This window comes from Pseudoflavonifractor sp. 60 (assembly GCF_009911645.1).
GTDB lineage: Bacteria > Bacillota > Clostridia > Oscillospirales > Oscillospiraceae > Lawsonibacter.
Window position 1 is genome coordinate 92954 of the sequence record NZ_QWKI01000004.1, and the last position, 13155, is coordinate 106108.

The 13155-nt window shown below is 60.2% G+C and carries 12 protein-coding genes and 1 pseudogene; 9 read left to right on the forward strand and 4 right to left on the reverse strand.

Annotation, left to right across the window (positions count from 1 at the left end; translation table 11 throughout):
- Positions 1-2 precede the first annotated feature (2 nt).
- From D1646_RS01215 to purD, 6 genes and pseudogenes are all read left to right on the forward strand, one after another.
- Positions 3-707: an IMP cyclohydrolase gene (locus D1646_RS01215; RefSeq protein WP_160634672.1), complete on the forward strand. Its 705-nt coding sequence runs from the start codon at positions 3-5 to the stop codon at positions 705-707.
- Between the two features lie 15 nt (positions 708-722).
- Entirely contained in the window at positions 723-1934 is a 1212-nt protein-coding gene (locus D1646_RS22925) for a DUF2185 domain-containing protein (protein ID WP_160634673.1), read from the forward strand.
- A 4-nt stretch (positions 1935-1938) separates the two neighbouring features.
- Entirely contained in the window at positions 1939-2556 is a 618-nt protein-coding gene (locus D1646_RS01225) for an SMI1/KNR4 family protein (protein ID WP_160634674.1), read from the forward strand.
- Positions 2557-2626: 70 nt separating this feature from the next.
- Positions 2627-3748, forward strand: a pseudogene (locus tag D1646_RS01230) (phosphoribosylaminoimidazolecarboxamide formyltransferase); the annotation flags it as partial.
- A 16-nt stretch (positions 3749-3764) separates the two neighbouring features.
- A complete protein-coding gene (locus D1646_RS01235) occupies positions 3765-4331 on the forward strand; it encodes a DUF6630 family protein (RefSeq protein ID WP_160634676.1) in 567 nt (188 codons plus the stop codon).
- Positions 4332-4346: 15 nt separating this feature from the next.
- A complete protein-coding gene (gene purD / locus D1646_RS01240; RefSeq protein WP_160634677.1) occupies positions 4347-5606 on the forward strand; it encodes a phosphoribosylamine--glycine ligase in 1260 nt (419 codons plus the stop codon).
- A 330-nt stretch (positions 5607-5936) separates the two neighbouring features.
- Here purD and D1646_RS01245 read toward each other — a convergent pair whose 3' ends face one another.
- From D1646_RS01245 to D1646_RS01255, 3 genes are all read right to left on the reverse strand, one after another.
- Positions 5937-7571, reverse strand: coding sequence for a SulP family inorganic anion transporter (locus D1646_RS01245; RefSeq protein WP_160634678.1), 1635 nt, complete (start codon positions 7569-7571; stop codon positions 5937-5939).
- Between the two features lie 119 nt (positions 7572-7690).
- Complete coding sequence (locus D1646_RS01250; RefSeq protein ID WP_160634679.1) at positions 7691-8449, reverse strand: MerR family transcriptional regulator; 759 nt, start codon at positions 8447-8449, stop codon at positions 7691-7693.
- A gap of 100 nt (positions 8450-8549) precedes the next feature.
- Complete coding sequence (locus D1646_RS01255; protein ID WP_160634680.1) at positions 8550-9485, reverse strand: DUF4349 domain-containing protein; 936 nt, start codon at positions 9483-9485, stop codon at positions 8550-8552.
- A gap of 146 nt (positions 9486-9631) precedes the next feature.
- On the opposite strand from D1646_RS01255, the gene D1646_RS01260 reads away from it, so the two are divergent.
- The 3 genes from D1646_RS01260 to D1646_RS01270 are packed head-to-tail and all read left to right on the forward strand — an operon-like array spanning position 9632 to position 12116.
- Positions 9632-10372, forward strand: a complete 741-nt coding sequence (locus tag D1646_RS01260; RefSeq protein WP_160634681.1) for an N-acetylmuramoyl-L-alanine amidase — start codon at positions 9632-9634, stop codon at positions 10370-10372.
- 15 nt (positions 10373-10387) lie between these two features.
- On the forward strand, positions 10388-11665 hold the full coding sequence (locus D1646_RS01265; RefSeq protein WP_160634682.1) for a LysM peptidoglycan-binding domain-containing protein: 1278 nt from the start codon (positions 10388-10390) through the stop codon (positions 11663-11665).
- A 58-nt stretch (positions 11666-11723) separates the two neighbouring features.
- The gene (locus tag D1646_RS01270) at positions 11724-12116 is read left to right on the forward strand and encodes a thioesterase family protein (protein ID WP_201754504.1); all 393 of its coding nucleotides are present in this window, start codon (positions 11724-11726) and stop codon (positions 12114-12116) included.
- Positions 12117-12251: 135 nt separating this feature from the next.
- On the opposite strand, the gene D1646_RS01275 is transcribed toward D1646_RS01270, so the two are convergent.
- Positions 12252-13127, reverse strand: a complete 876-nt coding sequence (locus D1646_RS01275) for an AAA family ATPase (RefSeq protein ID WP_160634683.1) — start codon at positions 13125-13127, stop codon at positions 12252-12254.
- Between the last annotated feature and the right edge of the window lie 28 nt (positions 13128-13155).

The following is a 13155-nucleotide window of genomic DNA, read 5'->3' on the forward strand; positions in this document are numbered from 1 at the left end:
ATATGGAAGATTTGTTTCAGATTTTGAAGGAAAATCCCTATCCCGGACGGGGTATTGTCATGGGCCGCACCTCCAACAACAAGGCGGTGGCCGCCTACTTCATCATGGGCCGCAGCGAGAACAGCCGCAACCGAGTCTTTGAGAACACCGAGGACGGCATCCGCACCCGGGCCTTTGACGAGTCCAAAATGACTGACTCCTCTCTGATTATCTACCACCCCGTCCGGCTGCTGCCCAACAACCTGCTGGTGGTGACCAACGGGGACCAGACCGACACCATCCAGGACGCCATCGCGGAGGGCCACTGCTACCGCCACGCCCTGAATACCCGGAAGTTCGAGCCGGACGGTCCCAACTGGACCCCCCGCATCTCCGGTGTGATGAAGCCGGATGGGAGCTATAACCTGTCCATCCTCAAGAGCATGGACGGCGATCCCGCCTGCTGCTGCCGGTACTTCTTTGAGTACGACTGTCCCGTTCCCGGCACGGGCCACTTTATCCACACCTACCAGAGTGACGGCGATCCCCTCCCCTCCTTCCAGGGGGAGCCCCGGCGGGTGAAAATTGGTGATCTGGACCATCCTGACGACCTGGCGGACCCCATCTGGGACAGCCTGAACGAGGACAACAAGGTCTCCTTATACGTCTGGCTCAAGGACCTGGAGACAGGCGATTGGAACTCTCTCATCATCAATAAGCACAACTGAAAGAAGGGTATCACCATGGGTCTCTTTGACCGCTTCAAGAAACAAGGCCGGGCTGACCCTCAGCCGGAGCCCCCCGCTCCGCCGGAGGTCCCCTCCCCCGGGCTGACCGACTTCCACCCCTATGACACCGGGCTGGCCCAGTCCGTCCAGACGCTGGAGCAGGACCTTCGTAAGCTGAACACCAACAGCCGCCGCCCCTGTGAACGGGACCAGTTCATCGCTCTGCTGTCGGGCATCGCCGCCCTGCGGAAAACCCCCGGCATCCCCGGCCCCGGTGAGTCCGGCCCCAACTACTTCATCACCCTGCCCAAGTGCGCCGCCCCCGAGGATGAAAGGGCCTGCCGGGAGCACCTGGAAAAGGTCTTCGGCATCACAGACAAGGAGTCCATGCTGGATTTCTGCAACCAGGAAATCCGCTGCCACAACAACTACCTGGACTTTGAGGGCTTCTGGGAGGGCCGTCCCCCCTTCTCCCTGGAGGAATTGGGCCAGAAGAACAAGGACGCCCTGGAGTTCTTTCAGGTGGCCCGGGACTTCTCCGCCCAGTTCTACCCCATTGTGGGCCACAAGGGCTACCTGGCCTGGGATATCAGTGAGTGCGTGGGCCACCTGCGCAGCGGCTATGCCTGCGGCCTGCTCACCCGGGAGGAGCTGGACGAGATGGCGGAGCACTGGATCGTCCAGGCCCAGATCTTTCAGGATTGGACTGACTTCGCCGTCAGCCTGGTATGTGGTGAGCTGTACTGGGACTTCCGCCACGGCTCCAAGCTGCCCGAGCTGAACAAGGGGCTGGAGCTGTGGACCAAGCTGATACACATCCTTCTGGAGGATGGGGCTGCCTGGGCCAGCGGATTGTGGTACGTCCCGCCCCGGAGCAAGGAATTCAAGCTGTGGGCTCCGGAATTTAAGCTGTACCTCCCCGATTGGGAGGGCCCCAACGGCTGTCTCGCCACCGACCATATCACCGTCCTGGGCAGGAAGGTGGGCTGGTGCTACCGGGAACAACCCAGCGAGGGCTACCCGGACAGCGGCTGGCGGTTCTTCTCCGGCGAGGAGGACGAGGCATACACCAGCGACCCCCAAAACACCGGGGTCTACGACCTGAACACCATCTGCAACTACGACCCGGACATTCTCCCCCTGCTCAGCGCCCCCATCGGCACCGCCTATGCCCGGGGTGAGGACGGAAAATTTTATGCGGAGCCCTTCACTCCACCGGAGGATTGATGTGATGTCTACTGGAAAAGAACTGGCAAAAGCCTACTTTGACGGCCTGAAAGAGGCCTATTACAGCTATGACGGCCAGGAGGCCTGGGACCGCTTCGCCTCCACCGTCCAGGGGGCGGACCAGCGGGATCTGGACCGGCTCATTGCCCTCTACCCCGACGCCCCGGACAGCCTGATTGAGCTGCTGAAGCTGGCGGACGGCACCTACTACCGGGAGTACCCCAAGGACAAGGTCCTCTTCTACTTCCTGGGCTCCGACTATGAGGGCTACCCCTACTACCTCCTGTCCGCCCGGCAAATGGTGGAGACCCGCCACCAGGCCAGAGAGTTTTTCGACTACATCGTAACCCGGGAGTTTGACGACCTGCCGGTGGACGAGGGGGTCTGTGACGACCTGGACAAGCTGGACTGGCTCCACTTCTCCGACTGCTGCAACAACGGCGGCAGTTCCCAGCTGTTCATCGACTTCTCCCCCTCCGCCAAGGGCAAAAAGGGCCAGGTCCTGCGCTTCCTCCACGACCCGGACGAGATGGTCGTCGCGGCGGACAGCTTTGACGAATACCTGCAAATGCTCATAGATGACAACTACCCATTCATCAACGAGGACTCTATAGAAGAATAAGAGGAAAAACGAAGTTTTTCCAAAAAGTTCTTTCGCTTCCTTTCTTACAAGAAAGGAAGAAAAAAGAAAGGAGCAGACCATGACCGAATTAGAACTGAAATACGGCTGCAACCCCAACCAGAAGCCGGCCCGCATCTTTATGGAGCAGGGCCAGCTCCCCCTGGAGGTGCTCAACGGCAGGCCGGGCTATATCAACTTCATGGACGCGCTGAACTCCTGGCAGCTGGTAAAGGCCCTGAAACAGGCCACTGGACTGCCCGCTGCCGCCTCCTTCAAGCACGTCTCCCCCGCCGGGGCTGCACTAGGTCTGCCTCTCAGCGAGGTGGAGCGGAACATCTACTTTGCCCCCCAGGGGGACCTCTCCCCCATTGCCTGCGCCTACATCCGGGCCCGGGGCACCGACCGACTGTGCTCCTTTGGGGACTGGGCCGCCCTGTCCGACCCCTGCGACGGCGACACCGCCCGCTTCCTGGCTCTGGAGGTATCCGACGGCGTCATTGCCCCGGACTACACCCCGGAGTCCCTGGAGATTTTGAAAACCAAGCGCAAGGGCGGCTACAACGTGGTCAAGATCGATCCCGACTACTCCCCCGCCCCCATTGAGCGGCGGAGCATCTTCGGCATCACCTTTGAACAGGGCTACAACGACCTGGCTGTGGACGAGTCCATGCTGGAGAACATCGTAACCCAAAACAAGGACCTGCCTCAGGGGGCAAAAAATGATATGCTCCTGGCCCTGATTACCCTGAAATACACCCAGTCCAACTCGGTCTGCTATGTAAAAAACGGTCAGACCCTGGGGGTAGGTGCCGGCCAGCAGAGCCGCATCCACTGCACCCGTCTGGCGGGGAACAAGGCGGATATCTGGTGGCTGCGCCAGCACCCCAAGACGCTGACCCTCTCCTTCCCGGAAACCATTCGCCGCCCCGACCGGGACAACGCCATTGACGCCTTCATCGCCGACAGCCTCACCCGGGAGGAGAAGGCGGAGTGGATCGCCCAGTTGGAGGGCGTCACCCTAGGCTCCGACGCCTTCTTCCCCTTCGGTGACAACGTGGAGCGGGCCCGCCAGTCCGGCGTGAAGTACATCGCCCAGCCCGGTGGCTCCATCCGGGACGACCTGGTGATTGAGACCGCCAACAAATTCGGCATGGTGATGGCCTTCACCGGAATGCGGCTGTTCCACCATTGACGGAAAAGGGGAAACCATGGGAATTTTTGACCGTTTTAAGAAAGAAGCCGCAGCTTCAAAACAGGGCGCAGAGCCTCACGAGCCCGCGCTGGCGGGGATTGCGCGGGTGATTTCCGACGGAGACGAAACCGTTCTTGGTGGGGTTGCCGCCTGTATGGAGCGCCCCGCAGGCTGGTTTGCGGAACACCAGGACCGGTACCAGGAGCGGGGTGTCGATTCCGCTGAGGACGCGGATTTGGTCCAGTGGCTGGGTCTGGTGGATATCCTGGAGGAGCACGGCTGGGTCTGTGAACGGGACTGGAAGGACGAGCTGGAGGATTTTACCTATTTTGTCCAAAACCTTCACGGCTTCCAGAAGCTGGGACTGGAGCTGAACCCGGACTGGCTTACCGAGGATGAGGACATTTCCGCCTGGTGCGGCATCCTGGCGGAAAAGTGGGCCGCCCAGGGGGTGTGTCTGGCCGCAATCGATATCGACAGTGACAGCTATGTCCTCTTCCCCGTTTCTGTCGCTCAGCTTGCCGATTTGCAGCGGTTGGCCAGTGAAATCGGTCACCGCATCGATGCTGCGGAACGTATGTAAAAGGAGGTCCCACATATGAAAGTTTTAGTGGTTGGCGGAGGCGGGCGGGAGCACGCTATCTGCTGGAAGCTGGCCCAGTCGCCCAAGGTGACCCAGCTCTACTGCGCCCCGGGCAACGGGGGCATTGCTCAGGTGGCTGCCTGCGTACCCATTAAGGCCACCGACGTGGATGGCATGGTGAAATGGGCCAAGGAGAACGCCATGGACTTTGTCATGGTGGCCCCCGACGACCCCCTGGCTCTGGGCATGGTGGACGCCCTGGAGGCGGCAGGCATCCCCGCTTTCGGTCCCCGGGCCAACGCCGCTATCATTGAGGCCAGCAAGGCATTTTCCAAGGAATTGATGAAAAAATACCATATTCCCACCGCCAAGTACGAGACCTTTACCGACCTGGAAAAGGCCCTCGCCTATATTCAGGAGCAGGGCGCACCCATTGTGGTCAAGGCCGACGGTCTGGCCCTGGGCAAGGGGGTTGTGGTGGCCTCCACCGTGGAGGAGGCTAAAACCGCCGCCCGGGAGATGATGGAGGATAAGAAGTTCGGGGAGAGCGGCTCCACCGTGGTTATTGAGGAGTGCATGGTGGGACCTGAAGTGACGGTGCTGGCCTTTTGCGACGGGGAGCACCTGGTACCTATGTTGTCCAGCCAGGACCACAAGCGGGCCTATGACGGCAACCAGGGTCCCAACACCGGAGGCATGGGGGCCTTCTGCCCCTCCCCCAAGTACACCCCTGATATCGCCCAGCGGTGTATGAAGGAGATCTTCCTGCCCACCGTTGCCGCCCTGAAAGCGGAGGGCCGGCCCTTCAAGGGGGTCATCTACTTTGGTCTGATGCTGACCAAGGACGGCCCAAAAGTGGTGGAGTACAACGCCCGGTTCGGCGACCCGGAGACCCAGCCCATTCTGTCCATGCTGGAGACCGACCTGATGGACATTTTCCAGGCCTGTGTGGACGGGACTCTGGACAAGGTGGACATCAGATGGAAGGACGGGGCCGCCTGCTGTCTGGTGCTGGCCTCCGGCGGCTACCCTGTCAGCTACAAGAGCGGCTACCCCATCTCCGGTCTGGAGGAGGCCGCCGCTCTGGGAGCTACAGTATTTCACGCCGGGACCAAGCAGGGGGAGCAGAAAGAAGTCCTCACCGCCGGCGGACGAGTACTGGGTGTCACCGCTTTGGGAAACTCCCTGGAGGAGGCCATCGACAAGGCCTACTCCGCCGCAAAGCCTATCTCCTTCCAGGATATGCACTTCCGCACCGATATTGGAACGGTTTAAACTGTGCGGTTGCTGAAATACCGGGCTCAGAGAAGGAGATGATCTGTTTTGGGGCTTGCGGCTTTTATGCTTTTTCTGATGGTCCTAGGTCTGGCGGGACTGGCAGCAGTCTGCTTTCGCATGGGCAGGAGACTGCGGAGGAACCCAAAGCTGCCGCTGCAGGTCCTGGCCATCCTCTTCTTCCTGGCGGGGCTGGTCAGCGCAGCAGCAGCCCTCTGGATAGCCTCTCTCACCTGGGAATTCCTCCATTTTTGGGGATAAAAACAACAAACGTCCCCCGATGCAGCGCCTGTGAGCACTGCTTCGGGGGACGTTGTCTATGGAGCGGCGTTACACTTTTAATGCCGCTGCCCGGTCCAGGGCGGCATCAATGTTGGGGACAAAGCTCTCCTCCCCTACCAAGTCGTACAGTCCGGACTTCCGGAACACCGACATAGGCTGCTCGTTGACGTGGGAGAAGAGGACCCGGATATCCTTCGACTGGCACTCCTCATAGAGCCGCCGCAGGCTGTTCATCGCGGTAATGTCCATGGCGGGCACGGAGCGCATCCGCAGGATCAGCACATTGCGCCCGGTATTGCGTTCCATGTGAGGGATCTTGTCCGCCGCGCCAAAGAACAGCGGCCCGGTGAACTCATAAACCATCACGTGGGCGGGCACCGCTTTCAGGCGGCCCTGGTCGTCCTGGGTATCCTCCACATAGTTCCACTCCTTTACAGAAGCCACATCGGCCATCCGCTTCATAAACAGCAGGCAGGCCAGCGACAGACCCACTGCAATGGCCACCACCAGATCGAAGACCACGGTGAGCAGGAAGGTGACCACCAGCACCGCCACATCGCTCTTGGGGGAGTGGTTGACCACCTTGATGACGGTGCGCCAGCCGCTCATGTTGTAGGCCACCTGGAACAAAATGGCGGCAATGCAGGGCATGGGAATGAGGGCGGCATAGGGCATCAGCAGGACCAGCACCAGAAGAAGCACAACCCCGTGGACCATACCCGCAACGGGAGACCTCCCCCCGTTTTTGATGTTGGCCGCCGTCCGGGCAATGGCGCCGGTGGCGGGGATGCCTCCAAAGAGGGCGGAGGCGGCGTTGCCAACCCCCTGGGCCACCAGCTCCATGTTGGAGTTGTGCCGGGAGCCAATCATCTCGTCGGCCACCACGGCGGACAGCAGAGACTCGATGGCCGCCAGCACCGCAATGGTGAAGGCGTCAGGCAGCACCGCCGAAACGGTCCCATAGGAAATGGCGGGCAGGGTGAACCGGGGCAGGGCGCTGGAAATAGAATACAGGTCCCCGATGGTATTCACTGGCAGGGACATCAGCTTTACAGCTCCTGCGGTAAGTATGACAGCGATGAGCGACGCGGGGACCTTTTTGAAAAACTTAGGCCACACAATCAAAACGGCCAAGGCCAGGACCCCTACCCCCACGGCAGCCAGATTCACCGTATGGAAGGTGTGGATCACCTCCTCCACCTTCTCCATGGTCTCCACCGGGGAACGTGGGAAGGTGAGGCCAAAGAAATCCTTCAGCTGTCCAATTAGAATGGTCACCGCAATACCGGCGGTAAAGCCAGTGGTAATAGTGTAGGGGATGAATTTAATCATGCTGCCCATGCGCAGAACGCCCATAAGAATCAGCATAAGCCCCGCCAAAATGGTAGCCACAGCCAGGCCGTCCATGCCGTTCCGCGCCACAATTCCCGCCACGATGGTGGCAAAGGCGGCGGTGGGACCGGCAATCTGTACCTTACTCCCGCCCAGGGCGGAGATGAGGAAGCCAGCCACAATGGCGGTGTATAAGCCCTGCTCCGGGGACACCCCCGAGGCCAGGGCCAGGGCGATGGACAGCGGCAGAGCGATGATAGCGACAATCACGCCGGAGGTCAGGTCCTTTATAAAATCTTCCTTGGAATAGTGTTTCAGTGAGTGTATCAGCTGGGGTGTCAGCTCTTTCATAGGGGTCTCTCCTTCCTGTTTCAAACACACATCTTCATCATACCTGAGTATGGGAGAGATTGCAAGTTTTTTCCGCAGAAAAGAGTGGGAGCGCGAAATTTTTTCGCGCTCCCGCTGTGTTATTTGGCCCAGAACAGCACCGCATCCCGGAGGAACCGGGCGCAGCCGGGCCGCTCCTGGTCGTAGTAGGCGGTAAACCGCTGGTCCTGCACATACAGCTCTGCCAGACCCCGGTGGCGCTGAACGTCATAGGCGTTCCCGGTAATGGTAAGCCAGCGGCGGTGGAGGGCAGTAATCTCCTCCCCCACCTCCTCCTGGGGGGCGGCCCCGGCAGCCACAGCGGCGGCCAGCTTGTCCAGGATCTCCCTGCCCAGGCGTTCCCACTCCTGGTATTGCTCCTGGGTCAGACCCATGATCTGGGCGTTGGCGGCGTCCACCTCCGCGTCGCCGTACTGCTCCCGAATCTCGCTGCCGTACCGCTTCTCGTTTTCCTCCACCGTATGGCGCTTGAAGGCCTCAAATTTCTTTTCGTCCGACATGATCTCATTCCTTTCCTGTGTAAAGATGGTTTCCTTTACAGCATAAATCAGTCCCTGGACCCGCTCCAGCTCCGCCTCCAGGGCGGTCAGATGGCTGCGCAGGGCGGCCAGGCGGTCATAGGAGGGATTGTCCAGAAATGCTTTCACCTGGGCCAGCTCCACCCCGAGGGCCCGGTAGTACAAAATGTCCTGGAGCCGGTCCACCTCCGCCGGGCCGTAGCAGCGGTAGCCGTTTTCCGCCCTGCGGCTGGGTTTCAGCAGACCGATCTTGTCATACCAGCGCAGGGCTCGGGTGGTAACCCCGGACAGGCGCGACAGCTCTTGAATGGTGTATTCCATCCAATCACCTCCTCAAACAGGATACTATCACTTGACGCAGCGTCAAAGTCAAGGGATTTTTAAAAATAATTTAGGCGGCCCGGAGACCGCCCAAACAGGGTCACTCGTCAGATTTTTTGTCCGGTTCATTCTGCCTCTTCATCTTTTTCAGCTCCCGTTTTCCCACCACGACGGCCACAGCGGCTGCCACGGCCAGAATCACCAGCAGGAAGATGTTGTAGGAGGCCCAGACCAGGAAATCCTGGAGGCCCTGGCCCAGGTTACGGAAGCTGGCCTGGAAGCCCGCCGCCATCCGCGCCCCCAGGGAGGCGGTCTCCCCCACCTCCTGGGTGACCCGGCCCACCTCGTCGAGATAGACCTGGAAGGTAGCAAAGCTGATTAGGGCATCGTAGCGGTTCAGCTTGGAGGAGTACTGTTCAATCTGATACTCTACATCACTGAGGGCGCTCTCCAGGGCAATGATGTCCTCCATGGATTCCGCCTTCTCCAGCAGGGCCAGCAGCCGCTCCTGCTTGGTGCGCTGGGTCTTCAGGCGGGCCTCGGTGTCATAGTACCGCTCACCCACGTCCTCGCTGCTCTCGTTCTTGCTGGTCACATAGCCCAGGTCTCCGGTGCCGGACAAAAACTGGTCGTACTTCTCCGCCGGAACCCGGACAGTGTAATCCCCGCTGCGGCTGGAATAGGCATCCCGTCGGCTTCCGCCGTAGAGGTTGGCCGTCTCAAAGTAGCCGCCGCAGCTGTTCACCAGCTGGTTCAATGCCTCTAGGCTCTGGTCAAACTGCTCCGTCTGGATGTTCAGCTCCGCCCGGCGGATCAGCTTGGCCCGGGGGTTTTGGTAGACATCTCCGGAAAGTTGGCTCTCCGACTCCATAGGGAATTCCATCTCCCAGCTGTCCTGGCCGTTCCAGTCCAGCTCCGCACTGGGCGCGGACATATCGGCAGCCGCCCCGCCGCTGGCCATGGAGTTGCCTCCCCCGCACCCCGCCAGCAGCAGCATCGCCGCCATACACAATGCAAAGAGCTTCTTTTTCATCATAATCCTCCCTTTCTTTTCTGTGTGCAGGGCGGTAACGGCGCTCTGCACAATGTCTCTTCCTCTGTATAGACGCAAAAGTCTGGAGAAAGTTGCACCAATTAGAAATTATATTCATAGGATGGGTAAAATTTTGGAGGTGCATCACTATGCCCATCATATATTTGTCCCCATCCACACAAGACTGGAATCCCTACGTCAACGGAGGCACCGAAGAGGAGTGGATGAATCTTCTGGCCGACAAAATGGTCCCCATGTTGGACGCCTCCGGCATCCGGTACGCCCGCAACACACCGGACATGACCGCCGCTTCCTCTATCGCCGCCTCTAACGCGGGGAACTACGACCTCCACCTGGCCCTCCACTCCAACGCCGCCGCCGGCGACCAGGCGGGCAAGGCCCGGGGCTCCATCGTCTTCTACTACCCCGGCAGCGCCGACGGCCAGCGGGCGGCCAATCTTATCGCCGACGGTCTGAAAACCATCTACCCCGACCCCAACAAGGTGCGCACCGAGGCCACCACAACCCTGGGTGAGGTGGCCCAGGTCAGGGCCCCCGCCGTCCTCATCGAGCTGGCCTTTCACGACAACGTGGAGGACGCCAATTGGATCAAAGCCAACCTGGACAACGCCGCCCGGGTCATCGTCCTGGCCCTGACCGAGTACTTCGGCATCCCCTTCTTCGAGACGGAGCACCGCCGCTCCGGCGTGGTGGACGTAGAGTGGGGCAATCTCAACGTCCGCGCCCGGCCCAACACCTCCGCCGCCATTGTGGCCCAGGCTCCCGACGGCGCTCCCATCACCATCCTCAACTCCGCCAACGGCTGGCATCTGGTGAACTACAACGGCACTATTGGATATGTGAGCGACGAATTTGTCACGCTGACCTGAAAGGAGGGGGTTTTCATGGACATCCATGTTGTCCAGCCCGGCGACACTATATACCGGTTGGCCCAGCAGTACGGCGTTCCCATGGAGCGGCTGCTCCAGGACAACCAGCTCCCTGATCCCTCCCGCCTAGTGGTAGGGCAGACCATTGTAGTCCAGTACCCGGAGCTGACTCATACCGTCAAGTCCGGCGACTCGCTGTACTCCATCGCTCAGATGCACGGTGTCACTGTCAGCCAGCTGTTCCGCAACAACCCCGTTCTCCAGGGCCGGGACCTGATCTATCCCGGCCAGGTCATTGTGGTGCGGTACCAGGGAGAGCCCCGGGGGGGCCTCACCGTCAACGCCTACGCCTACCCCTACATCGATCGCAGCCTGTTCCGCTCCACCCTGCCCTATCTGTCCCAGCTCACCCCCTTCACCTACCGCTTCGACGGGGACGATCTCATCCCCCTTCAGGACGAATTTTTAGTGAACACCGCCCTTCAGAGCCGGGTTGTCCCTGTTTTCCACCTGTCCAACCTGGATGACCAGGAACAATTCTCCGGGGAGCTGGCCCACGAGCTGCTGACAGACCCGGAGGACCAACGGGATCTGATTGAGGAAATTTTGGAGACGGTGGACCGGCGGGGCTACCGATGGGTTGATGTGGACTTCGAGGGCGTCCGCCCCGAGGATTCCACCGCCTATGCCCAGTTCCTGGCCCGGCTGCGCCAGGCGCTCACCTCCCGTGGACTGCCCCTCACCGCCGCTCTAGTCGCCAAGACCTCCGCCAACCAACCCGGACGGCTATATGAGGGCATCGACTACCGCCTCATCTCCCAGTCGGTGGATTTTGCCCTGCTGATGACCTACGACTGGGGCAATCTCAGCGGTCCCCCCATGGCGGTGGCCCCCCTGCCCCAGGTGCGCCAGGTGGTACAGTACGCCCTCACCGAGTTCTCCCCCAACCAGCTCTTCCTGGGCATCCCCAACTATGGCTACGACTGGACCCTCCCCTACCGTCCGGGGAGCCGGGCCAGGTCCGTCAGCAATGTGGAGGCCGTCCAGCTGGCCTGGAACAGGCGGGTCTCCATCCGCTACGATGAACAGGCTCAGGCCCCCTGGTTCCGGTATGTGGACGACCAGGGCGCAGAGCACGAGGTGTGGTTCGAGGATGCTCGGTCCATCCAGGCCAAATTGAATCTGGCCTTTGATTCCAACCTGTACGGCGTGGGCTACTGGAATTTGGACCGGCCTTTCCCGCAAAACTGGGTAGTACTCAATTCTATGGCCCAGATCCGCAGTGAGATGTAGATTTTATCCCTCCGCTGTGGTATAATGAGAAAATCAATTCACAAAGGAGGACATTGATATGTCTGTTACAGTGGGCCTAAAAGGCCGGGCCGAGACCGTGGTCAGCGAGCACAATACCGCTCAGGCGGCCTGTTCCGGAGCTCTGCCTGTGTTCGGCACTCCCTTTATGTGCGCCCTGATGGAAGAGGCATCCTGGAAATCCATCGCCCCCCATCTGGAGGCGGGCCAGAGCACCGTGGGCACCAAGCTGAATATCTCCCACGACAGCGCAACTCCCGTGGGGATGAAAATCTGGGCAGAGAGCGAGGTCATCCAGGTGGATGGCAAGCGCATTGTGCTCAAGGTGACCGCCTATGACGGGGAGGGTCTCATCGGCCAGGGGACCCATGAGCGGTTTATCATCACCGACAACCGCTTTTTGGCAAAAACTGCTCAAAAGCTGGAGGGCTGAGGCCGGAAAATATCCAAAGCCGCTTTCACTTCCGCAACACGAAAGGGCCTGCTGTCTGCCATTCACAGACTGCAAGCCCTTTCGTTGGGTTGATCGCTCTTCCGCAGCAAAGCTGTCTAATGTTTCAAAAATCCTTCAGCAGAACTCTCCGCTGTGCGCCTGGAAGAATTTCCAATAGGTCTGAATGTGCTCCAGCTCGGTCCAGCGGCAGGCTTGGACGGGCACACGGTCCAGGTCGTATAGTTTCGCCCCCCGCATGGCCAGCAAAAAGGGCGAATGGGTGGAGATGACAAACTGACAGCGGTAAAACCGTGCGGAGTCCTCCAGAAAGGAGCACAGCTCTTCCTGGAGCTTGGGAGACAGGCTGTTCTCCGGCTCGTCCAGCAGGTACAGGCCGTCCTCCTGAATCTCCTTGGTGAAAAAGGCGAAAGCGCTCTCCCCGTTGGACTTCTCCACCACGTCGTTCATAACCCGGTCCCGGACGTAGCGGGAACCGGTATGCCGCTGGGCGTCCACCACCTGGCGCAGCCGGTCGTAGTCCTCCATGGAGCGCATCTGGAAGCTGGCGTATTTGGCATCGGTGTACTCCTCCAGCAGCTCCCGGCGGCGCAGGGAGATGTTCTCGTTTAGGTACCGCAGGTCCAGGAGATAGTCGAACACATCATCGCTGGTGATGACCCGGCTGTTTTCCTTGGCCCGCTGAAATCCGGGGGCGGTCTCCGCCCCACATCGCTCCAGATAGTCCCCGAAAAAGGAGCTGCGGTTGAACACCGTCCCCCGGCGCAGGCCCAGCTTCTCCCCCATCAGATTCAGAATGGTGGTCTTGCCGCTGCCGTTGCCGCCGCAGAGGATGGTAATGGGCTCCAGCTCCAGTGTGGGCACCGCCCGGTTGAGAAAGACACCGAAGGGGTAGCGGCTGGTGTAGCAGGTGCGCTTATTTTCAAAATTGCGGGCCAGAAAGTTGGCCTCCTGACCCACGCCGGGGAGAGAAAAGCGGCGCAGATAGATCATAGCGGCTCCTTTAAAACCATGACCGCCT